The 23,807-nt window shown below is 71.2% G+C and carries 20 protein-coding genes; 8 read left to right on the top strand and 12 right to left on the bottom strand.

The genetic code is table 11. The features are described from left to right. Positions 1-31 precede the first annotated feature (31 nt). The 4 genes from ACGF3C_RS17605 to ACGF3C_RS17620 all read right to left on the bottom strand — a co-directional run bounded on the left by ACGF3C_RS17605 (position 32) and on the right by ACGF3C_RS17620 (position 3,962). Positions 32-991, bottom strand: a complete 960-nt coding sequence (locus tag ACGF3C_RS17605; protein WP_357232007.1) for a VWA domain-containing protein — start codon at positions 989-991, stop codon at positions 32-34. Beyond that, a complete protein-coding gene (locus tag ACGF3C_RS17610) occupies positions 988-2,001 on the bottom strand; it encodes a DUF58 domain-containing protein (RefSeq protein ID WP_393223043.1) in 1,014 nt (337 codons plus the stop codon). The genes ACGF3C_RS17605 and ACGF3C_RS17610 overlap by 4 nt, the downstream gene beginning before the upstream one ends. Next, positions 1,998-3,047: a MoxR family ATPase gene (locus ACGF3C_RS17615; RefSeq protein WP_357200805.1), complete on the bottom strand. Its 1,050-nt coding sequence runs from the start codon at positions 3,045-3,047 to the stop codon at positions 1,998-2,000. Before ACGF3C_RS17615 ends, ACGF3C_RS17610 begins: the two co-directional genes overlap by 4 nt. A 408-nt stretch (positions 3,048-3,455) precedes the next feature. Beyond that, positions 3,456-3,962: a hypothetical protein gene (locus tag ACGF3C_RS17620; RefSeq protein ID WP_357232013.1), complete on the bottom strand. Its 507-nt coding sequence runs from the start codon at positions 3,960-3,962 to the stop codon at positions 3,456-3,458. A 340-nt stretch (positions 3,963-4,302) separates the two neighbouring features. Between ACGF3C_RS17620 and ACGF3C_RS17625 the strand changes: the two genes are divergently transcribed. Continuing rightward, on the top strand, positions 4,303-5,292 hold the full coding sequence (locus ACGF3C_RS17625) for an endonuclease/exonuclease/phosphatase family protein (protein ID WP_357232016.1): 990 nt from the start codon (positions 4,303-4,305) through the stop codon (positions 5,290-5,292). Positions 5,293-5,465: 173 nt separating this feature from the next. Here the strand turns inward: ACGF3C_RS17625 and cimA are convergent, their stop codons facing one another. Next, positions 5,466-7,049: a citramalate synthase gene (gene cimA / locus ACGF3C_RS17630; RefSeq protein ID WP_357229538.1), complete on the bottom strand. Its 1,584-nt coding sequence runs from the start codon at positions 7,047-7,049 to the stop codon at positions 5,466-5,468. A gap of 317 nt (positions 7,050-7,366) precedes the next feature. Between cimA and ACGF3C_RS17635 the strand changes: the two genes are divergently transcribed. The 4 genes from ACGF3C_RS17635 to ACGF3C_RS17650 all read left to right on the top strand — a co-directional run bounded on the left by ACGF3C_RS17635 (position 7,367) and on the right by ACGF3C_RS17650 (position 9,549). Continuing rightward, positions 7,367-7,561 carry a hypothetical protein gene (locus tag ACGF3C_RS17635; protein ID WP_357229535.1) on the top strand — a complete coding sequence of 65 codons (195 nt, stop codon included), beginning with the start codon at positions 7,367-7,369 and terminating at the stop codon, positions 7,559-7,561. A gap of 2 nt (positions 7,562-7,563) precedes the next feature. Beyond that, positions 7,564-8,094: a carboxymuconolactone decarboxylase family protein gene (locus ACGF3C_RS17640; protein ID WP_357200817.1), complete on the top strand. Its 531-nt coding sequence runs from the start codon at positions 7,564-7,566 to the stop codon at positions 8,092-8,094. Between the two features lie 170 nt (positions 8,095-8,264). Continuing rightward, the gene (locus ACGF3C_RS17645; RefSeq protein WP_357229528.1) at positions 8,265-8,723 is read left to right on the top strand and encodes a PRC-barrel domain containing protein; all 459 of its coding nucleotides are present in this window, start codon (positions 8,265-8,267) and stop codon (positions 8,721-8,723) included. A gap of 19 nt (positions 8,724-8,742) precedes the next feature. After that, positions 8,743-9,549 carry a tyrosine-protein phosphatase gene (locus ACGF3C_RS17650; RefSeq protein ID WP_393223049.1) on the top strand — a complete coding sequence of 269 codons (807 nt, stop codon included), beginning with the start codon at positions 8,743-8,745 and terminating at the stop codon, positions 9,547-9,549. 51 nt (positions 9,550-9,600) lie between these two features. On the opposite strand, the gene ACGF3C_RS17655 is transcribed toward ACGF3C_RS17650, so the two are convergent. Together ACGF3C_RS17655 and ACGF3C_RS17660 are read right to left on the bottom strand one after the other, a co-directional pair. Then, complete coding sequence (locus tag ACGF3C_RS17655; protein WP_393223052.1) at positions 9,601-10,698, bottom strand: branched-chain amino acid aminotransferase; 1,098 nt, start codon at positions 10,696-10,698, stop codon at positions 9,601-9,603. A 155-nt stretch (positions 10,699-10,853) separates the two neighbouring features. Beyond that, entirely contained in the window at positions 10,854-11,885 is a 1,032-nt protein-coding gene (locus ACGF3C_RS17660; RefSeq protein ID WP_393223055.1) for a 3-isopropylmalate dehydrogenase, read from the bottom strand. A gap of 226 nt (positions 11,886-12,111) precedes the next feature. On the opposite strand from ACGF3C_RS17660, the gene ACGF3C_RS17665 reads away from it, so the two are divergent. Both ACGF3C_RS17665 and ACGF3C_RS17670 read left to right on the top strand, forming a co-directional pair. Further along, positions 12,112-12,954, top strand: coding sequence for an FAD:protein FMN transferase (locus tag ACGF3C_RS17665; protein WP_357229520.1), 843 nt, complete (start codon positions 12,112-12,114; stop codon positions 12,952-12,954). A 309-nt stretch (positions 12,955-13,263) separates the two neighbouring features. Continuing rightward, complete coding sequence (locus tag ACGF3C_RS17670; RefSeq protein ID WP_091393184.1) at positions 13,264-13,620, top strand: hypothetical protein; 357 nt, start codon at positions 13,264-13,266, stop codon at positions 13,618-13,620. A 75-nt stretch (positions 13,621-13,695) separates the two neighbouring features. On the opposite strand, the gene serA is transcribed toward ACGF3C_RS17670, so the two are convergent. From serA to ACGF3C_RS17695, 5 genes are all read right to left on the bottom strand, one after another. Further along, the gene (gene serA, locus ACGF3C_RS17675) at positions 13,696-15,294 is read right to left on the bottom strand and encodes a phosphoglycerate dehydrogenase (protein ID WP_357229517.1); all 1,599 of its coding nucleotides are present in this window, start codon (positions 15,292-15,294) and stop codon (positions 13,696-13,698) included. Positions 15,295-15,685: 391 nt separating this feature from the next. Then, positions 15,686-16,699, bottom strand: a complete 1,014-nt coding sequence (gene ilvC / locus ACGF3C_RS17680; protein WP_393223059.1) for a ketol-acid reductoisomerase — start codon at positions 16,697-16,699, stop codon at positions 15,686-15,688. A 95-nt stretch (positions 16,700-16,794) separates the two neighbouring features. Further along, the gene (gene ilvN / locus ACGF3C_RS17685; RefSeq protein WP_088991111.1) at positions 16,795-17,310 is read right to left on the bottom strand and encodes an acetolactate synthase small subunit; all 516 of its coding nucleotides are present in this window, start codon (positions 17,308-17,310) and stop codon (positions 16,795-16,797) included. Positions 17,311-17,389: 79 nt separating this feature from the next. Then, positions 17,390-19,270 (bottom strand): acetolactate synthase large subunit, encoded by a 1,881-nt coding sequence (locus tag ACGF3C_RS17690; protein ID WP_393223063.1) that lies wholly within the window; start codon positions 19,268-19,270, stop codon positions 17,390-17,392. 187 nt (positions 19,271-19,457) lie between these two features. Then, positions 19,458-21,812 carry a putative bifunctional diguanylate cyclase/phosphodiesterase gene (locus ACGF3C_RS17695; RefSeq protein ID WP_393223612.1) on the bottom strand — a complete coding sequence of 785 codons (2,355 nt, stop codon included), beginning with the start codon at positions 21,810-21,812 and terminating at the stop codon, positions 19,458-19,460. A 129-nt stretch (positions 21,813-21,941) separates the two neighbouring features. Here ACGF3C_RS17695 and ilvD point away from each other — a divergent pair, with 129 nt between their 5' ends. Then, on the top strand, positions 21,942-23,789 hold the full coding sequence (ilvD, locus tag ACGF3C_RS17700) for a dihydroxy-acid dehydratase (RefSeq protein WP_357200844.1): 1,848 nt from the start codon (positions 21,942-21,944) through the stop codon (positions 23,787-23,789). The last annotated feature ends 18 nt before the right edge of the window (positions 23,790-23,807 follow it).

The raw sequence follows: 23,807 nt of genomic DNA on the forward strand, positions 1-23,807 counted from the left end.
CCTCACTGTCGACGTCGGTTGTGCGTGCAGGTCAGGGCAGCCGGGAGAACCAGCGCATCGAGCCGGCGGCGGCGCCCATCGCGAACACCAGTCCGAGGCCGATGAAGCGGGCCGAGATGTCCTGCCGCTCCGTGCGGTAGCCGACCGAACTGCCGATGTCGTCGTAGACGGCCCGCAGTTCGTCGGTGGTGCTGGCCTCGTGGAACATGCCGCCGGTCTCCTCGGCGACCGCCTTGAGGGTCTGTCCGTCCACCGGCACCTGGATGGGCCGTCCACCTCGGTCGACGAACCCGGACGGGGTGCCGAACGAGATCGAGTGCACCGGCACCTCCGCCTTCACCGCTTCCGCCGCCGCCTCCATGGGGTCCATCCCGGAGGTGTTGGCGCCGTCGGAGAGCAGGATGACCCGGGCGGGTGGGGTCTCCTTCGCGGCCTCGCTGTCCAGGCTCTTGACCGCGCCGAGTGAGGTGTTGATGGCCTCGCCGATCGCGGTGCCCTGGACGCCGGTGATGCCCTCGGCGAGCCGGTCGATCCCCTCGTCGAGGGCGTCCCGGTCGGTGCTCGGGGGCACCAGTACGGCGGCACTCCCGGCGAAGGCGACGAGACCGACGTTGAACTCGTCGGGCAGGCCATCGACGAAGCGCCGGGCGGCTTCCTTCGCCGCGGCCAGCCGGTCCGGTTCGACGTCGGTGGCGAGCATCGACGTGGAGACGTCCACCGCCACCATCACCGTGGCCCGTTCCCGGGGCACCCGGACCTCGGCGCTCGGTCGGGCGAAGCCGACCACGAGCAGCGCCAGCATGGCCAGGAAGAGTCCGGCCGGTACGTGCCGACGCCAGGCGGGCCGCTCCGGCGCGACCCGGTCCAGCAGCCGCAGGTTGGTGAAGCGGACCGCGTACCGGCTGCGTCGCCGCTGCAGCACCAGATAGGCGACGACCAGGGCGAGCACGCCGAGCAGCAGCCAGAGGCGCAGCGGCGACTGCCAGATCACGCGACACCTCCCCGGGGCCGGCCGGCCGGCGCGGCGGCCAGCCGACGCTGGGCGTGCACGTGTCGGACGATGTCGGCGCTCCAGTCGCCGTCGGTGCGCAGCGACAGATGGGTGGCCCCGCTGCGGCGCAGCGCCTGGTGGACCTGTTCGCGCTGGGCGGCGGCGGCCTCGGCGTACCGCTCGCGCAGCCCACGGTCCGATGTGCACACCTCTCGGTGCCGACCGGTCTCCGGGTCGACGAGCGTGATCAGGCCGACGTCCGGTAGTTCCAGCTCACGCGGGTCGGTCACCTCGATCGCCAGCACCTGGTGCCGGACGGCCAGCCGGCGCATGGTCCGCTCCCAGGGCGCTGTCTGGCCCGGGTCGTCGGGCAGTCCGTCGAGGAAGTCGGAGACCACCACGACCAGCCCACGCCGGTTGGCGATCCGGTGCAGCGCGTCGAGGCCGTCCGCCAGGTCGGGCGGTCGGGTCGCCGGCCCACGCCCCGGCCGGTCGGTGGGCGCGGTGGCCCGGGGGGCGGCGAGCAGCGCGCGAAGCAGGGAGAGCAGATGGGTACGCCCGCTGCGGGCCGGGAAGCGGCGTACCCCGTCGGCGCGGAGCACCTGTGCGCCGAGGCGGTTGCCGACGCCCGCGGTCAGGAACCCGACCGCCGCGACGGCAGCTACCGCCAGCTCCCGTTTGTCCAGTTCGGCGGTGCCGAACTCCATGCTGGCGCTGCCGTCGACGAGCAGCCAGGTGGTCAGTTCCCGGTCGGCGTCGACCTGCCGGACGTGCGGCACGGCGGTCCGGGCGGTCACCGCCCAGTCCATCCGGCGCACCTCGTCCTCGCCCGGCCGGTATTCGCGACTGCCGGAGGGTTCACTGCCGGGACCGGGCAGCAGACCACGGTACTGACCGTGCAGCAGGCCGTTCAGCCGGCGCGTGACGGTCAGCTCCAGGCGACGCAGGCGCTGGTCCGGGGCCAGCTCGACCAGGCCGGGGTCGGCTGGCGCGACAGCGGCGCGTCTCATGCCGCCGCCAGATCCGGTGTCTGCAGCGGGTGTCCGGTGGCCAGCCTGGGCGGCGGTACCGCCTCGACGAGCCGTCGCACCACGCTTTCCGCCGTCACCCCGTCGGCCACCGCGTCGAAGGAGAGCACCAGCCGGTGGGCGAGGACGTCGACGGCCAGCTCGCGAATGTCCTCGGGCAGCACGTACTCCCGCCCTCGCAGCAGGGCCTGCGCCCGGGCCGCCGCGACCAGGCCCAGTGTTGCTCGGGGACTGGCCCCGTACGCCAACAGCGGGGCGATCTCCGGTAGGCCGAACCGGCCCGGGTCGCGGGTGGCGAGGATCAGCCGCACCACGTACTCGGCCAACGCGTGGTGGACGAAGACCCGCTCGGCGTGGATCTGGAGGTCCCGCAGCCGTTGGGCGTCGAGCACCTGACGCGGTGTCGGCCGGTCGGTGCTCATCCGGTAGAGGATGGCCAGCTCGTCGGCGTCGCTGGGGTAGTCGACAACCACCTTCATCAGGAACCGGTCACGCTGCGCCTCCGGGAGCTGGTAGACCCCCTCGGACTCGATGGGGTTCTGGGTGGCCAGCACCAGGAACGGCTCCGGCACCGGCCAGCTGCGCCCGCCGATGGAGACCTGCCGTTCGGCCATCGCCTCCAGCAGCGCCGACTGGACCTTGGCCGGGGCCCGGTTGATCTCGTCGGCCAGCACCAGGTTGGCCATGATCGGGCCCAGCTCGATGTCGAAGGTCTCCTTCGACGCCCGGTAGATCCGGGTGCCGACGATGTCGGAGGGCACCAGGTCCGGAGTGAACTGGATCCGGGAGAAGGTGCCGCCGACCACCGTCGCGAGGGTCTGCGCGGCCAGTGTCTTGGCCACGCCGGGTACCCCCTCCAGGAGGCAGTGTCCGTTGGCGACCAGGGCGGTGAGCAGGCGTTCGACGAGGCGATCCTGCCCGACGATCACGCGTTTGACCTCGAAGAGGGTCTGTTCCAGCTCGATGCCGGTCGGCTCCGGATCGACCGGGCTGGGCATGCTGGCCAGGGTGTCCGAGATGTCCGTCACGGTGCTTGCTTCCCGGGCACAGGCCCGGCAAACGTGGGATTGTGCGGGCCGGACCGCCCCGGAGTGGCCGGAATGGGGATGAGCCGCGCGTAAGGGTGACGACCGTCGCGAGGCTGCCGAGGGCCGCCCAACCGGCAGGTGACCAACCGCCGAATGCTCGACCGGGACGAACCGGTCGAGGCCCTCGCCGACCGCCGATTCCGCGGCGGCGGCGTCGAGCGCGCCGATCCGCTCGGGTTCAGGGAAGTCGGGGCGTCCCCGTACTCAGGGCACTCCGACTTAGGCGAAAGCCGAGCGGATCGGGTTGTCCGGCCGAGTCGGCCGAGGTAGCGGCCGGCGGGCCGGCACGCTGAGCGGACAGGGTCCGGCCCCCGCGCCGGATGCGACGGGGGCCGGGTGTCGGTTCGGTCAGGGTGTGTGGGTGAGCAGGGTGAAGCCCAGGTTGGCCGGTGTCCCGGCCGAGTTGCGGGTCTGCACGAAGACCGCGTTGGGCGTCAGCAACCGCGGGGCGACCGAGACCTCGCCGCCCGGCGGAATGCAGCAGGAGCCGGACAGGGACAGGGTGGCCAGGAAGGCACCGGCCGAGACGTTGTAACCGAAGATCACCTCGTACTCCCCGACGCCGTACTTGACCACGGTGCCGGTGCCGCGCGCCTTGGTGCCGTTGGAGTTGACGACGGTGAAGACGTTGGTGGCCACCAGTGGGGTGGCCGCGCTCGCCTTCAGCGCGGCTTTCGCGATACGCGCCGACTCGGCGCTGACCGGCGGCTGCGAGTTCGTGCCGCGTGCCGGTTGGACCGATTCCTGCGGCGCCTTCGCCGACGGCTGGGCGATAGCGATGCCCCCGCCGGCGAGACTGAGCCCCAGGACAGCGAACGTGACCGCCGCCACCTTACGTCGGAAGGATGTGCTCATGACAGGTCCCCCTTGTGTGAGCGTGCGAATTCGGCCGACCCGCGGGGCGGGACGGATGACTGCCAACAAATAGGCGTACGACGACAGTTGGGTGGGGAGAGCTGCCTTGCTCACACCCTCCGAGATTGATTTCTCAGTAATCTGCATCCCCTCTGAGCTGCTGATACTACTCAGAGTTGCGTCGTTTAAGCCAGATGGAACGTAGCACCGGAAAAAGCTGCCAGTCAATAGTTGATCTCGCTTTTCCGGGGTGTCAACCAACCGTCAGACAATTATGAAATGTGAGCGCATCACCATTCATGAAATGGATTCGTCGGGCCCGACTACGATCATCTTCGTGATCGTCGACGCTCCACCCGCGCACCGGAACGCCCGGCTCGGCACTGCGCTCTGCTGGCTTGCCGTCGCGCCCACCGCCCTCTGGGCGGGGGCCCGACTGCTCGGCCTGGACCGGGGGCCGTTGGTGCAGGCGCTCGCGTTCACGCCGTACGTCGCGGGGGTCAGCGTGCTGGTCCTGGCCCTCGCGCTCGCCCTGCGGCGCTGGTGGCCGGCGGCGGTCGCGGCCCTGGCGGCGGTGGCGTTGCTCGGTGCCGTCGCACCTCGGGCGCTGGCCAACCCGCAGCCGTCAGCGGCCGGGCCGACCGTGCGGCTGCTCACCGCCAACTTGCTCGCCGGGGCCGGCGACGCGCGGACACTGGTGGAGCTGGTCCGGCGACACCAGGTGGACGTGCTCACCGTGCAGGAGTTCACGCCGGACGCGCAGGCCGCCCTGGATCAACTCGGCCTCGCCACGCTGCTGCCGCACCGGCAGCTCAACCCCGAGATCGGCACCCCCGGCTCCGGGCTCTACTCGCGGTGGCCCATCACCGACGGCGGCGTCCGACGCAACCTCGAGGGCTGGGGCTTCAGCCAGGCGTACGCGACGGTGTCCGTCCCCGGAGGGCCCCCGGTCCGCGTCGAGTCGGCCCACCCCTCGGCGCCGTACGCGCTGGACCAGGTGGGTGCCTGGCGTGCCGACCTGACCGCCCAACCACCGGCCACCCCGGACGGTGGCCTGCGGATCCTCGCCGGAGACTTCAACGCGACCCTCGACCACGGTCCACTGCGGGCACTGCTGCGCAGCGGTTACGTCGACGCCGCCGACGCCACCGGGGCGGGCCTGACCGGCACCTGGGGTCCCTACGACGGTGACCTCATCCCACCCGTCACCATCGACCACGTCCTGGTCGACCACCGGATAGCAGTCCGCTCAGTCGAGGTGTTCACCCTGCCCGGCAGCGACCACCGCCCCGTCCAAGCCACCCTCACCCTCCCCCAACCCACCCCCTAACCCCCGCACCCCCTAACCCCCGCGCCCCCGCGCCCCCGCGCCCCCGCGCCCCACCCCCGCTCTCGTCGATCTTGCACTTACTGTCCCGACATCAGCGACAAGAGCCGCAAACAGTCGACACAAAGTGCAAGATCGACGAGAGTGAGGGTGGGGAGGAACGGGGTGGGGTGGGGTTAGACGGAGGTGGGGGCCAGGCCGTAGGTCAGGGCGTCTACCAGGGCGTGCCAACTGGCCTCGACCACGTTGGGGTGGACGCCGACAGTGGTCCAGTCCCGGCCGCCGCCGTCGGAGGTTTCCAGCAGGACCCGGGTGACCGCTCCGGTGCCGTGACTGCCCTCCAGGATCCGCACCTTGTAGTCGGCCAACTCGAAGTCGCGCAGTTGCGGATAGTGCCGCGCCAGCCCCACCCGCAGCGCCTCGTCGAGGGCGTTGACCGGGCCGTTGCCCTCGGCGGTGGCGATCACCCGCTCACCGCGAACCCGGATCTTGACGGTCGCCTCGGAGACCACAGCGCCGTCCTCACGGTGCTCGACCAACACCCGGTACGACTCCAGGGTGAACGGTCGGGCCGGGCTGCCCTCCGGCATCTCGGAGCGGACCAGCAGCTCGAACGAGGCGTCGGCCGCCTCGAACGACCAGCCACCCGCCTCCAGCTCCTTGACCCGCTTGGTGACCCGGTTCAGGGCGTCCGGGCTGGCGGCCAGGTCCAGGCCGAGCTCACGACTCTTGAGCTCGACGCTGGCCCGGCCGGCCATCTCCGTGATGAGGATCCGCATGTCGTTGCCCACCACCGACGGGTCCACGTGGTTGTAGAGCAACGGGTCGACCTTGATCGCGCTCGCGTGCAGCCCCGCTTTGTGGGCGAAGGCGGCGGCCCCGGCGTACGCCTGGTGGGTGTCGGGGGCGATGTTGGCGATCTCGGCGATGGCGTGCGAGACCCGCACCATCTGCGCCAGGCAGCCCTCCGGTAGGACGGGCATGCCGAGCTTGAGTTGAAGGTTGGCGACGACAGCGAAGATGTCGGCGTTGCCTGGGCGCTCGCCGTACCCGTTGGCGGTGCCCTGCACGTGGCGGACGCCCGCCTCGACGGCGGCGATGGTGTTGGCCACCGCGCAGGAGGTGTCGTTCTGGGCGTGCATACCGAGCAGCCCGGCGTCGATCCCCAGCCTGTTCGTCAGGTCATGGATCACGGCGGTCACCTGGGACGGCAGCATGCCGCCGTTGGTGTCGCAGAGCACCATCCGCTCGGCGCCGGCGGCGAGCGCGGTCTGCACCACGGCGGCGCCGTACGCGGGGTCGTGCCGGTAGCCGTCGAAGAAGTGTTCGCCGTCGACGAAGACCCGTCGACCCTCGCGGACGAGGTGGTTGACGGTGTCATGGATCATGGCGAGGTTCTCCGCGCCGGTGGTGCGCAGCGCGCGCTCGACGTGCCGGGTGTCGGCCTTGGCGACCAGGGCCACGGCCGGGGTCTGCGCGTCCAGCAGGGCGCGTACCTGGGGGTCGTCCGCAACCGCGACGCCGGCCTTGCGGGTGGCGCCGAACGCGACGAGTACGGCGTGCCGCAGGTCCAGTTCGGTGCGGGCGCGGCGGAAGAACTCGGTGTCCTTGGGCACCGCGCCTGGCCAGCCACCCTCGATGAAGCCGACGCCGAACTCGTCGAGCAGCCGGGCCACGGCCAGCTTGTCGACCACCGAGTAGGTGAGCCCCTCGCGCTGAGCGCCGTCGCGCAACGTGGTGTCGAAGACCTGGAACGTCATCAGGATCCTTTCTCGGAGCAACAAAAAGACCTCCCGCGGATGCGGGAGGTCTGCGCGCTCGGCAGAGGGGAGAGCCGGCGCGCTAGGTCGCAATAATCAGGGCGGTGCTGGTCACGATGGCCACTCTGCCACCCCTCCCCCGAATCTGGGAGGAACAATCCATATAGCGGGATGGTGACGGAGGGTTCGTACGCCCCGAACCGCCGCTCGTGATCGGCTTCACAAGCCACCCAGCCCACTCATCGGGGGAACCAGCCATGCGGAAGCATCGGGAACGGATCCGATGATGGCCACCGTGCCGTCAGCAAGGAGGACCTGTGCTCACCGTCAGTGACCGCTTACCTGAGCACGGCCTCGCCGCCTGTGTATCGCTGGGCGCCAACAACGCGTCCACGGCGGTCAACCACACGTCCCACGAGGGCACGTGGTGTGTGGTCTTCGTCGGGCCGATGGGTTTCACCACCATCAGCCCGACGGGGATCGCCGACGAGACCTCCGCCGGCGGATTCTGACCATGGGCCTGGACGCGATCAAGGCAGCCCTGCCGGAGTACGCCAACGACATCAGGCTCAACCTGGGCGCCACAATCGGTTCCTCGGCGTTGACCCCGCCACAAACCTGGGGCGTCGCGCTGGCCTGTGCGGTGACCGCTCGCAACCCGGTGGTTCTGCGGGAGATCGCAGCCGAGGCGCTCGGGCACCTCGGGCCGGAAGGTGTCGAGGCGGCCAAGGGCGCTGCGGCGATCATGGCGATGAACAACATCTACTACCGGGCCAAGCACCTGATCGGCGACGAGCGGTACGCCTCGATGCCGGCCCGACTGCGGATGCGGATCATCGCGAGGCCGGGGGTGGACAAGGGCGACTTCGAACTCTGGTGTTTCGCCGTCTCGGCCATCGCCGGCTGTGAAGTGTGCCTAGAGTTGCACGAGAAGAAGCTGCGCGGCAGTGGCTTCACCCGGGAGCAGCTGCACGAGGCCCTGCGGATCTCCGCCGTGGTGCACGCCGCGGCGGTCACCCTGGACGCCGAGACCGCCCTGGCCTGACGGACGCCCCGAGACGGGCCGACGCCGCGCCTCGCGGCCCCTCGCCGTACAGCGGTCTGTCGCCGTGCCGCGCCCTGATCGCCGTTTCCGGCCCCCGACGGCCGGGTAGCTCCTGCGGGGACGCACCCACCCTTCGGCGAGACGATCGGCGACAGTCAGGAGTGAACGGCATGGACAGGATCGATCCGCACGCCACCCACGCGGGGCCGGACCCGCTGCGCGGCGGCGACCAGGGCGCGGTGCCCGGCGGTGCGCCGGCCGGCACGTTCGACCCCTGGCGCTACCGGGACCAGGCCGGTGTGGCCGACGTCGACCTGGTCGGCTACAAGGTCGAGGCCACCGACGGGGGAATTGGCAAGATCGACAGCGCCAGTCACGAGGTGGGCGGCAGCTACCTGGTCGTGGACACCGGGCCCTGGATCTTCGGCAAGAAGGTGATGTTGCCGGCCGGCACCGTCAACCAGGTCGACCACGACCAGCGCACCGTCTCCGTCGACCGGACCCAGGACCAGATCAAGGCCGCCCCGGAGTACGACGAGACCAGCCACAGCGACCCGCGCTACCGGGATCAGCTCGGCGGCTACTACGACGAGACGTACGGCGCGCTCCCGCCCGGCACCGCACGCTGACTGTTCGACCCGACGGCCGGTGGGGCACTGTCCCACCGGCCGTTACCGTGTGAACGTGGACGCCACCGAGAACAACCCCCAGCTCTCGCTCCCCGCCACCTTCAACTTCCGCGACGTCGGTGGCCACCTCGGCCACGACGACCGGTCGGTCCGCCGAGGTCGGCTCTACCGCTCCGACTCGCTGCACCGCCTCACCGAGCAGGACCACGACGCGTTCGCCGCGATCGGGATCCGCACCGTCATCGACCTGCGCCGCCCCACCGAGGTGCAGCGCGACGGCCGGGTGCCGGAGTACCAGGGACTGACCTACCGGAACATCCACCCGGAGCACGCCGACTGGGCGGGTACGCCGCACGAGGAGGGCGCCAGCCTGGCCCGGTACCTCGCGGACCGGTACGCCGACCTGGCCCAGACCGGCACCGCCGGGCTGGCCGAGGCGGTCGGCCTGATCGCCGACTCCGCAAACTCCCCGGTGGTGGTGCACTGCGTCGCCGGCAAGGACCGCACGGGCATCGTGTGCGCGTTGACCCTCGCCGTGCTCGGCGTCGACGACGCGGACATCACCGCGGACTACGCGTTGAGCAGTGTGGCGTCGGCCCGGTACAGCGCCTGGCTGGCTTCCGTCACCCCGGGCGGCGTGGACGTGCCGGCGCCGTTCCTGAGCTCACCCGCGGAGGCGATGCAGATCTTCCTCGACGAGTTGCGCGCGGGGCACGGCTCGGTCGAGGCGTACCTGCGCCACGCCGGGGTGACCGAGGAACAGCTCGCCGCGCTCCGCGACCACCTGCTCGACGAGCCCACTGAGGCGCAGCCCAGCGACGCGTAGCGCCGACTGCGCCGGCCCGTCCGGGTGGACGGGCCGGCGCGGCGACGGAGATCAGAAAACCCGCTGCACCCAGCCGTGCGGATCGGCCGCCTTGCCCCGCTGGATGTCGACCAACTGCTGGCGCAGGGCCATGGTGACCTGACCGGGCTCGCCACCACCGATCAGGAACTCGCCGTCCGGGAAGCGGACCCCACCGATCGGGGTGACCACCGCGGCGGTGCCGCAGGCGAACACCTCCTTCAGGCGTCCGCTGGCGGCGTCGGCCTGCCAGTCGGCGAAGCTCACCGGCCGCTCCTCGACCTGGTGTCCGGCCCCGGCGGCCAGCGCGAGGACGGCGTCGCGGGTGATGCCCGGCAGGATCGTGCCGGTCAACGGTGGGGTGACCACTGTGCCGTCGTCGTAGACGAAGAAGACGTTCATGCCGCCCAGCTCGTCGACGAACCGGCGCTCCACCGCGTCCAGGAAGACGACCTGGTCGCAGCCGGCCTCGATGGCCTCCGCCTGGGCGGCGAGCGACGCGGCGTAGTTGCCGCCGCACTTGGCCGCGCCGGTGCCACCGGGCGCGGCGCGGGTGTAGTCCGGGGAGACCCAAACGGTGACCGGCTTGACGCCACCGGTGAAGTACGCCCCGACCGGTGAGGCGATCACCATGTAGAGGTACTCGTTGGCCGGCCGGACGCCGAGGAAGACCTCGCTGGCGAACATGAACGGCCGCAGGTAGAGGCTGCCGTCCTCGCCGGTGGGGATCCACTCCCGGTCGATCTCGATGAGCTTGTGCAGCGAGTCGACGAACACGTCCGGCGGCAGCACCGGCATCGCCATCCGCTGTGCGGAGGTGGCGAAGCGGGCCGCGTTGGCGTCCGGCCGGAACATCGTCACGCCACCGTCGGCAGTGCGGTACGCCTTGAGCCCTTCGAAGATCTCCTGGGCGTAGTGCAGCACCGCGCTGGCCGGGTCCATCGGGATCGGGGCGCGGGCTTCCACCCGGGCGTCGTACCAACCCTTGCCGTCGGCGTAGCGGACGGTGACCATGTGGTCGGTGAAGACCCTGCCGAACCCGGGGTTGGTCAGCAGTGCGGCCCGATCGGCGGCGGATACCGGCGCGGCATTCGGACGGATCTCGAAGTCGAGCTTGTCACCACCGCTCATCGCGCTGACCTCCCTGCGGGACAACGGCATGCGGGACCGCACACCGACATGGCTGTGCCAGAAACTTACCCCGAACGGTCGTTAAGCGGGTAGCGCCGGTCGGGCTGCCCGCGGCAGACCGGCCCCGAGGCCGGCCGCCAGGCGGGCCGGGGTGATCAGGCTACGGCGTGGGCGGCGAGCCGGTCGCCGACCTCTTCGGTACGCAGCGTCACGCCCGGCGCGCGGCTGGCCAGCTCGGCGGCGACCGCCGCGTTGACCCGGGCGGCCGACTCGCTGTGCCCGAGCTGCTCCAGCAGCAACGCGGCGGAGAGCACAGCGGCGACCGGGTCGGCGATGCCCTGCCCGGCGATGTCCGGCGCCGAGCCGTGCACCGGCTCGAACATCGAGGGGTACGCCCCCTCGGGGTTGATGCAGCCGCTGGCGGCCAGCCCGATGCCACCGGTGACGGCAGCGGCGATGTCGGTGAGGATGTCGCCGAAGAGGTTGTCGGTGACCACCACGTCGTAGCGCTGGGGCTGGGTGACCAGGAACATCGCCGCCGCGTCGACGTGCTGGTACTCGGTTTCGATGTCCGGGTGCTCGGCGGCGACCGCGTCGAACGTACGCGCCCAGAGCGACCCGGCGTGGGTGAGGACGTTGGTCTTGTGCACGAGGGTGACCTTGCGCCGCTCCCGGCGGCCGGCACGGGCGAACGCGTCGCGGATCACCCGCTCCACGCCGTGCCGGGTGTTCAGGCTCTCCTCGGTGGCGACCTCGGCCGGGGTGTCCCGGTGCAGGGAACCACCGGCGCCTGCGTAGAGCCCCTCGGTGCCCTCCCGCACCACCACGAGGTCGACCTCGCCCGGCTTCACGTTGCCCAGCGGGCCGGCGACCCCGGGCCAGAGCCGGGACGGGCGCAGGTTGACGTACTGGTCGAAGGCGAAACGGAGCTTGAGCAGCAGCCCACGCTCCAGCACACCCGGCGGGACCGTCGGGTCACCGACCGCGCCAAGCAGGATCGCGTCGTGCCCGGCCAGCTCGGTCAGCACCGAGTCGGGCAGCACCTCTCCGGTACGGTGCCAGCGGGCGGCGCCGAGGTCGTACTCGGTGGCCTGCACGTCGGGCAGCACCGCGTCGAGGACCTTGCGGGCCTGCGCGACCACCTCGGGCCCGATGCCATCTCCGGCCACCACCGCGATCCGCGCCACGACCGCACTCCTCTGCTCAACGGTTGTTCGGGCAACGGTACGTCGCCGTCCCGCCTCCCGGTACGCGGCGTCCACGATGCGGGATTTCTGGATCCACAGCACCCTCTCAGCTGGGACTCATGGGGCGGTCATCTCCGCTGCCTACGGTAGTACCCAGTGGGTCGCGGGGGCCTGCTGACCGACGGGGTCGCGGCGACGCGGCACCATGTGCGAGGGGGCAGATGCGATGCGCATCGACGAGCAGCCGCGGACCCGCTGGCCGGACACGTCCGCGTTCCGCAACCGCCGGCCGGACCTTCGACTCGGCAGCCGCCGGCACCGGATCGACCCGGCTGCCGCCACCGAGGGCCGGATCGCGGTGCAGCACACCGTACGCACCGCGACCGCCGAGTACACCCTGCTGCTCAACGCCCCCGAGTGGCTCGGCCGCCGGGGCGTGGGCGAGGCGTTGCGGGACAGCGTCGCCGAGTTGCGCGCCATCGACCTCACCTACGGTCCCAACCGGCCGGAGAGCCTGGTCTCCCGGCTGCGTCGGGGCGAGATCAGCCCGGAGTCGTACCCGCCGCTCGCCGATCTGGTGGACCGCTGCGCCGCGATGCGCGCGGCCACCGACGGGTGGTTCGACGCCTGGGCGGTGCCCGGCGGCTTCGACCCGGGCGGCCTGCTCGGCGGTTGGGCTGTGGAACGGGCCGCTGAGCGACTGCGCAACGCCGGCATCCACGACTACGCCGTCCTCGTCGGCGCTGACCTCGTCGTCCGGGGCCACGCGCCGCACGGCGGACCCTGGCGGGTCGCGGTGCACCACCCGACCGCACCCCAGCGCGCGCCGCTGGTGCTGGAGATGACCGCCGGCGCGGTCGGCACCTCCGGGGTGACCGGGCGGCAGGGGCACGTGGTGGACCCGCACACCGGCGAGCCGGCCGATCACCTCGTCGCCGCCACTGTGGTGGGCCCCGACCTGACGATCGCCGACGCCTACGCCACAGCGCTCTACGCCGCCGGCCCCACCGGCCTGGCGTGGTTCCGGGGCAACTCCGACTATCGCGCGCTCTTCGCCCACCGTCGCTGAGCGGAGCGAAATAGCGATCGGCCCCCACGGTCTCGGCAACGACAGTGGGGGCCGGTCAGCGACGAGTGCGCGTGGCTCGCACAACCGAGGGGTGCGGACCGGTCGGGCCGGACGTCGACCGCGCCACCCGAAGACGGGCCGGCGCCTCGAACTCGGCCAGTGACCGCAGTGCGTACGCTAGCGAATCGACGCAACTCGACGCAAGAGTCTCCACACCGGACCGTCGCTACCGGAGACTGCGGTAATCGGTGGTTGACCGGCGGCGAGGCAGTTTCGACATGATGAACGACGGATGGCACGCTATCCGCCGTGAGTTTCGATCTGAGCGTGTGGGCCCTGGAGGACGGGGCGACGCCTGAGGACGTGCGGACAGCGGTCAACGGTTGCCGGCAGGGGCGGCACGTGGACCGCTACCCCGATCCGCGGGTGGTCAGCTTCTACCGGGCGATCACCGCCTCCTATCCGGACCGTCACCCCGGCCCGAACAGCCCGTGGGCGGTGGCACCGCTGCACGCGGCCCACGACCACGTCGAGCTGAACCTGCACCCGACCTGCGCGGACCAGGTGCTACTGGACATCGAGCGGCTGGCCGGCGAGCACGGGCTGATGCTCTTCGACCCGCAGGACGGCTCGGTCTACCCGCCGCCGGCCCGGCTGCCCGGCTGACCTGACCGGCGGCACGGACGGGAAATGACGAGGGGCCCGGCGAATCGCCAGGCCCCCCACGGTGTTTGTCGTCTACTACTCGTCGCGCAGGTCGGCGGCGCTGGCCGACGTGGCACCGATCGAATCGGCGGCCGACGTGAGCAGGTCGGCACCGAGCGCCTGGTCGACGGTGAGCGTCATCAGCGTCTCACCGCCCGCCTCCCGACGAGCCACCTGCATGGCGGCGATGTTGATGCCCGACTCGCCGAGCAGGGTACCGACAGTGCCGACCACACCGGGCCGGTCGGCGTAGCGCAGGAAGAGCAGGATGCCCTCCGCGCCGATCTCCACGTCGAAGCCGTCCACCTCGGTCAGCTTCAGCACGTCCCGAGCGCCCGAGTGGGTGACAGTGCCGGAGACACTGACGGTCCGGCCGTCCGGCAGCGCGCCGCGCACCGTGACCAGGGTCGGCTGCTCGGCCGTCTCGCCCAGCGTGGCCAGGGTGACCTCGACGCCACGCTCGGCGGCCAGGTGCGGGGCGTTGACGTAGGTGACCTGCTCCTCGACAACGGAGCTGAACAGGCCCTTGGTGGCGGCGAGCTTGAGCACCGACACGTCGTGGCTGACGATCTCACCGCGGACCTCGACAGTGACGCTGGCGGCGACCCCACCGGCGACCGCGGTGAACGCCCGGCCGAGCTTCTCCGCCAGCGGCAGCAGCGGCCGAACGTCCTCGGCGACCACACCGCCGGCCTGCACGTTCACCGCGTCCGGAACGAACTCGCCCTGCAACGCCAGCTTGACGCTCTTGGCCACGGCGAGACCGGCCTTGTCCTGCGCCTCGTGGGTGGAGGCGCCCAGGTGCGGGGTGGCTACCACGTTGTCGAAGGCGAACAGCGGCGACGAGGTGCACGGCTCCTTGCTGTACACGTCGACACCGGCGCCGGCGACCCGACCCTCGGCGATCGCGTCCGCGAGCGCCTGCTCGTCGACCAGCCCACCGCGGGCGGCGTTGATGATTCGAACGCCGGGCTTGACCAGCGCCAGCTCCTTCTCACCGATCAGCCCCACCGTCTCCGGCGTCTTCGGCAGGTGGATGGAGATGAAGTCGCTCTCCCGCAGCAACTCCTCCAGGCCGACCAGGCGGACGCCGAGCTGCGCCGCGCGGGCCGGCTGGATGTACGGGTCGTACGCGATCAGCCGGGTGCCGAACGCGGCGATGCGAGACGCGAAGAGCACCCCGATACGACCGAGCCCGACCACGCCCACCGTCTTGCCCTGCACCTCGACGCCGGTGTACTTCGACCGCTTCCACTCCCCCGCCTTGAGCGCGGAACTGGCGCTCGCGGTGTTACGGGCGACGGCGAGCAGCAGCGCGACGGCCTGCTCGGCGGCGGAGACGATGTTGGAGGTGGGCGCGTTGACGACCATGACGCCCCGCGCGGTGGCGGCCGGAACCTCGACGTTGTCCAGCCCGACGCCCGCCCGGGCGACCACCTTGAGTCGCGGCGCGGCGGCGACCGCCTCGGCGTCGATCTGGGTCGCGCTGCGCACGATGACGGCGTCGGCCTCGGAGAGCGCCGAGAGCAGGGCCGGACGGTCGGTGCCGTCGACGTGACGGACGTCGAAGTCGTGGGCGAGCACCTCGATGGCGGCGGGGGCGAGTTCTTCGGCGATCAGTACGACAGGATTCATCGGTCCTCGTAGAGGTCGTGTATGCGATCGGCCCGGGCGGCGGGGCGCCGCACTGCGCCCTGCGCTGATCCGTGCCGTGGCCGTCAGGTGCCGGCTGCTGCACCTACAGGCGATCGTAGGGGCCCCGCTGGTCGGCGTGTTCCGGTCTTCGGGGTGAGTGCCCTCACACGCCCGGTCGAGCGACGGACATCGGCCGTTCACCGCACCGACACGGTTGCTCCGGCCGCGCCGAGCACCGGCGGCACCGGCCAGCCGGTCACTGCGGGAGAGTCGTGGCGCACGAACACTGCCGCCCGACGTATCGACGGGCGGCAGCATGCCGGGCAGCCCCGGGGCGGCGCTGGGGAGAGCGCCGGCCCAGGGGCTGTCGGTGGATCGTCGGTCGGACGGGTCAGGCGGTCTCGGTGATCGGGCGGTCGACCCAGCTCATCATGCCGCGCAGCTTCTTGCCGGTCTCCTCGATCGGGTGCGCCGCACCCTCGGCCTGCCACTTCTTGAAGTTGGGCCGGCCGGCCTCGTCCTCGGCGACCCACTCGCGGGCGAACTCGCCGGATTGGATCTCACCCAGGATCTTGCGCATCTCGTCCTTGACCCGGGAGTCGATGATGCGCGAGCCGCGGGACAGGTCGCCGTACTCGGCGGTGTCGGAGATGCTGTAGCGCATCTTCGCGATGCCGCCCTCGTACATGAGGTCGACGATCAGCTTCAGCTCGTGCAGGCACTCGAAGTAGGCGACCTCCGGGGCGTAGCCCGCCTCGGTGAGCACCTCGAAACCGGTCTGCACCAGCGCCGAGGCGCCGCCGCAGAGCACCGCCTGCTCGCCGAAGAGGTCGGTCTCGGTCTCCTCGGTGAAGGTGGTCTTGATCGCGCCGGCACGGGTGCCGCCGATCCCCTTGGCGTACGCGAGGGCGAGCGCGAGCGCGTTGCCGCTGGCGTCCTGCTCGACGGCGACGAGACAGGGCACGCCCTTGCCGTCGCTGTACTGGCGGCGGACCAGGTGGCCGGGGCCCTTGGGGGCGACCATCGCCACGTCCACCTCGGCCGGCGGCTTGATCAGGCCGTACCGGATGTTGAAGCCGTGGCCGAAGAAGATCGCCTTGCCGGGGGCCAGGTGCGGCTCGATCGACTCGGCATAGATCTTGCGCTGGGCGGTGTCCGGTGCGAGCACCATGATCACGTCGGCCTCGGCCGAGGCCTCGGCCGGCGTGAGCACCCGAAGGCCCTGCTCCTCAGCCTTGGGACGGCTCTTCGAGCCCTCCGGCAGACCGATCACCACGTCGACGCCGGAGTCGCGCAGCGACAGCGCGTGGGCGTGGCCCTGGCTGCCGTAGCCGATCACCGCGACCTTCTTGGCCTGGATCAGGCCGAGGTCGGCATCGTCGTCGTAGTACACCTCAACGCTCATGAGAACTTCCCTTTCGTACGACGGCCGGGGCGGCCCGTCGTGGTCTGTGCGGATGAATGCGCCGGACGGCCGGCCGAGGGCCGACCGGTGGCGGGTCAGGCGGCCCGCAGCGCGGGACCGGCGGTGATCGAACGCGAGCCGCGCCCGATGGCCACCAGCCCGGACTGGACCATCTCCTTGATGCCGAAGGCCTCGAGGTCGCGCAGGAGCGCGTCGAGCTTGTCCGGGGTGCCGGTGGCCTCGATGGTCAGTGTGTCCGGTGCGACGTCGACCACCCGGGCGCGGAACAGGTTGACGGTCTCCAGCACCTGCGACCGCGCGGCCCGGTCGGCGCGCACCTTCACCAGCAGCAACTCCCGGGCGACCGAGACCTGGGGATCCAGCTCAACGATCTTGAGCACGTTGACGAGCTTGTTCAGCTGCTTGGTGACCTGCTCCAGCGGGGACGACTCCGCGTTGACCACGATGGTGATCCGGGAGACGTCCGGGTTCTCGGTCTCGCCGACCGCGAGGCTGTCGATGTTGAAGCCGCGCCGGGAGAACAGGCCGGAGACCCGGGCGAGCACGCCCGGCTTGTTCTCCACCAGCACGGACAGGGTGTGCATGGTCATGCCATGGCCTCGCTTCGCTCGGTCATGGCATGGCCATGCGCAACACTGAGCTTGATGATTCGTTCGCTTCGCTCACTCATCAGATGTCATCCTCGTCGAAGACCGGGCGGACGCCACGGGCGAACATGATCTCGTCGTTGCTGGTGCCGGCGGCGACCATCGGCCAGACCATCGCGTCCTTGCCGACCACGAAGTCGATCACCACGGGGGCGTCGTTGATCTCCATGGCGGCGGCGATGGTCTTGTCCACGTCATCGGCGCTCTCGCACCGCAGCCCGACGCAGCCCAGGGCCTCGGCGAGCTTGACGAAGTCGGGGATGCGGTGCTTGTGGGTGCCGAGCTCGGTGTTGGAGTAGCGCTCGTTGTAGAAGAGCGTCTGCCACTGCCGGACCATGCCGAGGTTGCCGTTGTTGATGACGGCGATCTTGACCGGGATGCCCTCCAACGCGCAGGTGGCCAACTCCTGGTTGGTCATCTGGAAGCAGCCGTCCCCGTCCACCGCCCAGACCACAGTGTCCGGCTTGCCGACCTTGGCGCCCATCGCCGCCGGCACCGCGTAACCCATCGTGCCGAGACCGCCGGAATTCAACCAGGTGTACGGCTTCTCGTAGGAGATGAACTGCGACGCCCACATCTGGTGCTGGCCCACCCCGGCCACGAAGATCGCGTCCGGGCCGACGATCTCGCCCAGCCGCTTGATCACGTACTGCGGGGACAGGGTCCCGTCGACCGGCTCGTCGTAGCCCAGCGGGTAACGGTCGCGCAGGTCGTTCAGCTGCGTCCACCAGTCACCGAGGTCGGCGGTGCGCCCCGACGACCGCTCGGCGGTGACAGCGGCGATCAGCTCGTCGATGACGTGCTTGGCGTCGCCGACGATCGGGACGTCCACGTGCCGGTTCTTGCCGATCTCGGCGGGATCGATGTCCGCGTGCACCACGACCGCGTCCGGGGCGAACGAGTCCAGTTTGCCGGTGACCCGATCGTCGAAGCGTGCGCCGAGCGCGACGATCAGATCCGCCTTCTGCAGGCCGTAGACCGCGGCGACGGTGCCGTGCATGCCGGGCATCCCCAGGTGCTGCTGATGCGAGTCGGGGAACGCGCCGAGCGCCATCAGCGTGGTGACGACCGGGATGCCGGTCAGCTCGGCCAGCCGCCGCAGCCCGTCGGTGGCACCGGCCTTGAGGACCCCGCCGCCGACGTAGAGCACCGGCCGTCGGGCTGCGGCCATCAGCCGCGCCGCCTCCCGGATCTGCTTGCCGTGCGGGTGCAGGGTGGGCCGGTAGCCGGGGAGGTCCAGGGTGGGCGGCCAGGAAAAGGTGGTCGGCGCCTGGAGCACGTCCTTGGGGATGTCGACCAGCACCGGGCCGGGTCGCCCGCTGCTGGCCAGGTGGAACGCCTCGGCCAGCACCCGCGGGATCTCCTCGGCGTTCTGCACGAGGAAGTTGTGCTTGGTGATCGGCAGGGTGATGCCCTGGATGTCCGCTTCCTGGAAGCCGTCGGTGCCGATCAACGGGCTGGCCACCTGCCCGGTGATGGCCACCATCGCCACCGAGTCCATGTACGCGTCCGCGATCGGGGTGACCAGGTTCGTCGCGCCCGGGCCGGAGGTGGCGATGCAGACCCCGACCTTGCCGGTGGCCTGCGCGTAGCCGGTCGCCGCGTGCCCCGCGCCCTGCTCGTGCCGCACCAGGATGTGCCGGACCGTCGAGTCGTAGAGCGGGTCGTACGCCGGCAGGATCGCGCCGCCCGGAATGCCGAAGACGACGTCGACCTCGAGCGCCTCGAGGGACCGCACGAGCGAGCCGGCCCCGGAGATCGGGGTCGCGGCGGCGGGCCGTACCGCCGGGGCGGCCGGGTTGGCCGTGCGCGTGGCGGCCTGGTCGACGTCGGCGGTCGGGTCGGCGGTCGCGCGGGCCCGGCGGGCGGTGTGGGCGAGGGTCTCGGGCGTGGGTCTCGTCATGGCGGTTCTGGCCTTCGGCTGGAGTGGCTGGTGGCTAGTCAAGCGATGCGACGCGGGCGGGGCCCGCTCGCCAGGTTCCGATGGCAATAAAAACGGCCCTCGTGCAGATGCACGGGGCCAGCGCACTCTCGGTGAGGGAGAGTGCGCTCAGGTAAGTACTCGCAGCGACCGGTACGACGACATGCGGCTAAGCCTGACGCATCTCACGCGATGAGTCAACTGATCCCACATGTTGGTTAACGGAGGTCGGCGCGTCGACCGGCGACGCGCCATCGGCGGGCGGGTTGAGCTGCCCGGACATGCCCGGAGCGCGGCGTGGCGCGGGCACCGGAGCGGGACGCGCACCCGGTGACGTGGCCGCCTCCAGCATCGCCTCCAGGTGCTCGGCCGGCACCCCCCAGCCGAAGAGCGCGCCCTGGCCGAAGCGGCAACCGGCCGCCACCACCGCGGCCAACTCCGTCGGGGTGGTCACCCCCTCGGCGATCACCTCCAGCCCCAACTGGTGACCCAGGCGCATGACGATGTCGACCATCGGGGCGAACGCCGGGCCGTCCTGGCCGACCGGGCGGACCGGCTCGTGCTCGGCGACCAGGCTGTGGTCGATCTTGAGGATGTCGATCGGCAACCGGCGCAGCTGCCCCAGCGACGAGTAGCCGGCCCCGAAGTCGTCGAGCGCGATCCGGACACCGGTCAACCGCAGCGCGGTCAGCCGCCGGATCAGCTCGTCCAGGTCGGTGGCGACCGCGTGCTCGGTGACTTCCAGCACCAGCCGCTGCGGCGGCACATGGTGGGCGCGCAGCGCCTCGGCGACCTGGACCACGTACTCCGGGGCGTGCAGCTCGCGCGGGGAGACGTTGACCGACACCCAGACGTCGTGCCCGTCCGCCAGCCACCGGGAGAGCTGGTAGCAGGCCTGATGCAGCACCCAGGCACCGAGCGGGGCGATCATGCCGCACTCCTCGGCGAGCGGGATGAACTCGTCCGGACGCACGTTGCCCAGCTCAGGATGGTGCCAGCGGAGCAGCGCCTCGGCGCCGACCGGCCGCACCGACGGCAGCGACGCCACCGGCTGGAACGCCAACCGCAGCTCGTCGCGGTCGATCGCGCCGCGCAGCTCGTGCTCCACCGTCGTACGCCGGCGCAGCAGTTGGTCGTACGCGGCGTCGTACCGCTCGATCCGGTTCTTGCCACGCTGCTTGGCGTAGCGCAACGCCAGGTCGGCGTGGCGCAGCAGCAACTCCACGTCCGGCTCGTCGGCCCAGTCGGCCACCCCGATGCTCACCGACAGGAAGACCGGCCCCTCCGGCTGGTCGTAGGGGCGGTTGATCACCCCGAGGAGCCGTTCGGCGACCCGGTCCGCCTCCACCGGCCGGCCCTGCATGAGTACGGCGAACTCGTCGCCACCCAGCCGGGCGGCCACGTCGCCGGGGCGCAGGTTGCCGCGCAGCCGCCGGCCCACCTCGGCCAGCACGGCGTCGCCCACGTCGTGGCCCCGCATGTCGTTGACGTTCTTGAAGCCGTCCAGGTCCAGGCCGAGCAGCACACACGGGTTGTGGTCGGCGGCGTTGCGGTGCAGCGCCCGGAGCAGCCCGCGCCGGTTGGCCAACGACGTCAGCGGATCGGTGTGCGCCAGCTCACGGAAGTGCGCCTCCCGTTCGGCCAGGCGACTCGCGTACCCCCGGACGTCGCGAAGGGTGAGGTACTGCCGTGCCACCAGGGCGAAGCCCTCCACGCTGCCGGCCACGATGCCCGCCGCGGTGAACCGGCCGTCCTGGGCGAGGTGGTACATGGCCGAGGCGGCCATCGCCAGCATCGGGGCGATCGCGTACTCGCCGTCGCTACCGACCAGGTCCAGGTCGATCTGCCCCGGCCGGTCGGCCCGGTAAACAGTGAGCGCCACGGTCAGCAGGCCGGCGGCGAGCACCACCGCGCCGGTCAGCGCCATTGTCGGCCCGGCCTGGCAGAGCCCGGCGCTCAGACCCAGCCCGCCGCAGGTCACCGCGCTGATGCCGGCGCCCAGCGCGGCGAGCCGTCGACGTGGGGTGGCGGCCCGGAAGACGACGATCACGACGAGCCCGGCGCTGAGCGCGGCGCTCACAGTGGCCACCAGGATCGCCGGGCAGGCCATCGGTGTGGCGGCACCGAGCAACCGGGTGGGCTCGGAGAAGAGCACCCAGCCGACGAACCACAGCGCCGCCGCCATGACCAGGCCGTCCAGGGCGAGCCGGGCCGTTCCGGCCGCGGTGGCGGCCACCCCGGGCAGCCGGAGCAGACCAGCCGCGAAGGCCAGCCCGCTCACCGCCGTGCCGATCGCCACCATCGTCGCCCAACCGGTGCGCTGCCCCTGCTCGTGGGCCCAGTGGTCGTTCGCGCTGAGCGTGGCGACCACCCCGGCCAAAAGGCTGAGCAGGGCAACTCCGGCGGCGCCTGCGAGCAGCACGTGTGCCGGCCGACGCGGCACCGCCCGCCGCCGGGCGACGACGGTCAGCAGCACGGCGGCCACCGCGGCGACGAGCCCGCTGAGCGCCGCGACAGCGACCATGCCCGGTGGAAAATGCACGCCTCCAAGAGTGCCGGATGGGCGCACGTCATGGGGGGCTGGGTGTGCATCTGTTGGGACACGGCAGATACGGGGGCGGGCCGGTGCGTCGACGGTGTCATGCTGGTATGCATGCCTGAGCTGCGGTCGAGGACTTCCACACACGGTCGGACGATGGCCGGCGCCCGGGCCCTCTGGCGGGCCACCGGGATGACCGACGACGATTTCGGCAAGCCGATCGTCGCCATCGCCAACAGTTTCACCCAGTTCGTGCCTGGTCACGTACACCTCAAGGACATGGGTGGCCTGGTCGCCGACGCGGTCGCCGAGGCCGGTGGGGTGGGCCGGGAGTTCAACACCATCGCTGTCGACGACGGCATCGCGATGGGCCACGGCGGCATGCTCTACTCGCTGCCCAGCCGTGAGCTGATCGCCGACGCTGTCGAATACATGGTCAACGCGCACTGCGCGGACGCCCTGGTCTGCATCTCCAACTGCGACAAGATCACCCCCGGGATGCTGCTGGCCGCGCTGCGGCTCAACATCCCGACAGTCTTCGTCTCCGGCGGCCCGATGGAGGCCGGCAAGACGATGGCGATCGAGGGCGTCGTGCACAGCAAGATCGACCTGATCGACGCGATGATCGCCTCCTCCAACGAGGCGGTCACCGACGAGCAGCTCGGTGAGATCGAACGCTCCGCCTGCCCGACCTGCGGTTCCTGCTCCGGCATGTTCACCGCCAACTCGATGAACTGCCTCACCGAGGCGATCGGATTGGCGCTGCCCGGCAACGGTTCGACGCTTGCCACCCACGCCGCCCGCCGGTCACTGTTCGTCGAGGCCGGCCGGACCGTCGTGGAGATCTCCAAGCGGTGGTACGACGGCGACGACGACTCGGTGCTGCCGCGTACTGTCGCCTCCAAGGCCGCCTTCGAGAACGCTGTCGCCCTGGACGTGGCGATGGGCGGCTCCACCAACACGGTGCTGCACCTGCTGGCCGCCGCCCGCGAGGCGGAGATGGACTTCGGCGTCACCGACATCGACGCGATCTCCCGCCGGGTGCCGTGCCTGGCCAAGGTCGCACCGAACTCGCCGAACTACCACATGGAGGACGTGCACCGGGCCGGCGGCATCCCGGCGATCCTCGGCGAACTGGACCGGGCCGGGCAGCTCAACCGGAACGTGCACGCCGTGCACTCCCCCTCGCTGGCGCAGTGGCTGACCGACTGGGACGTGCGCGGCGGCTCCCCCACCCCGACGGCTGTCGAGCTGTTCCACGCCGCGCCGGGCGGAGTGCGTACCGTCGAGCCGTTCTCCACCACCAACCGGTGGTCGTCGCTGGACACCGACGCGGCCGGCGGCTGCATCCGGGACCGCGAGCACGCCTACTCCGCCGACGGTGGGCTGGCCATCCTGCACGGCAACCTGGCACCCGAGGGCAGCGTGGTGAAGACCGCCGGCGTGCCCGACGACTGCCTGACCTTCCGCGGCCCGGCGAAGGTCTACGAGTCGCAGGACGACGCGGTGACCGCGATCCTCGCCAAGCAGGTGGTCGCCGGGGACGTCGTGGTGATCCGGTACGAGGGGCCCAAGGGCGGCCCCGGCATGCAGGAAATGCTCTACCCCACCTCGTTCCTCAAGGGCCGCGGGCTCGGCCGCTCCTGTGCGCTGCTCACCGACGGCCGATTCTCCGGTGGCACCTCGGGGCTCTCCATCGGGCACGTCTCCCCCGAGGCGGCCTCCGGCGGGCTGATCGCCCTGGTCCGCGACGGCGACGAGGTCGTCATCGACATCCCGGCCCGGTCGATCGAGCTGAACGTGCCCGCCGAGGAGTTGGAGGCTCGCCGGGTGGCCGAGGAGAAGCGCGACAAGCCGTACACCCCGACCGATCGGCAGCGGCCGGTGTCGGCGGCGCTGCGCGCGTACGCCTCGATGGCCACCTCGGCCAGCGACGGCGCCTACCGCCGTGTCCCGGAGTAACCACCGGGACGTCACGCC

The organism is Micromonospora sp. NPDC047762 (assembly GCF_043204655.1).
Classification (GTDB): domain Bacteria; phylum Actinomycetota; class Actinomycetes; order Mycobacteriales; family Micromonosporaceae; genus Micromonospora.

Bases quoted from the DNA above. Each gene is read 5' to 3' on its own strand.
- ACGF3C_RS17695 (WP_393223612.1), bottom strand. From the start codon at position 21,812: ATGGTCGCTGTCGCGGCGCTCAGCGGGCTCGTCGCCGCGGTGGCCGCC.
- ACGF3C_RS17610 (WP_393223043.1), bottom strand. From the start codon at position 2,001: ATGAGACGCGCCGCTGTCGCGCCAGCCGACCCCGGCCTGGTCGAGCTG.
- ilvC (WP_393223059.1), bottom strand. From the start codon at position 16,699: ATGAGCGTTGAGGTGTACTACGACGACGATGCCGACCTCGGCCTGATC.
- ACGF3C_RS17620 (WP_357232013.1), bottom strand. From the start codon at position 3,962: ATGAGCACATCCTTCCGACGTAAGGTGGCGGCGGTCACGTTCGCTGTC.
- cimA (WP_357229538.1), bottom strand. From the start codon at position 7,049: ATGACGTTCCAGGTCTTCGACACCACGTTGCGCGACGGCGCTCAGCGC.
- ACGF3C_RS17640 (WP_357200817.1), top strand. From the start codon at position 7,564: ATGGGCCTGGACGCGATCAAGGCAGCCCTGCCGGAGTACGCCAACGAC.
- ACGF3C_RS17665 (WP_357229520.1), top strand. From the start codon at position 12,112: ATGCGCATCGACGAGCAGCCGCGGACCCGCTGGCCGGACACGTCCGCG.
- serA (WP_357229517.1), bottom strand. From the start codon at position 15,294: ATGAATCCTGTCGTACTGATCGCCGAAGAACTCGCCCCCGCCGCCATC.
- ACGF3C_RS17690 (WP_393223063.1), bottom strand. From the start codon at position 19,270: ATGACGAGACCCACGCCCGAGACCCTCGCCCACACCGCCCGCCGGGCC.
- ilvN (WP_088991111.1), bottom strand. From the start codon at position 17,310: ATGACCATGCACACCCTGTCCGTGCTGGTGGAGAACAAGCCGGGCGTG.
- ACGF3C_RS17655 (WP_393223052.1), bottom strand. From the start codon at position 10,698: ATGAGCGGTGGTGACAAGCTCGACTTCGAGATCCGTCCGAATGCCGCG.
- ACGF3C_RS17645 (WP_357229528.1), top strand. From the start codon at position 8,265: ATGGACAGGATCGATCCGCACGCCACCCACGCGGGGCCGGACCCGCTG.
- ilvD (WP_357200844.1), top strand. From the start codon at position 21,942: ATGCCTGAGCTGCGGTCGAGGACTTCCACACACGGTCGGACGATGGCC.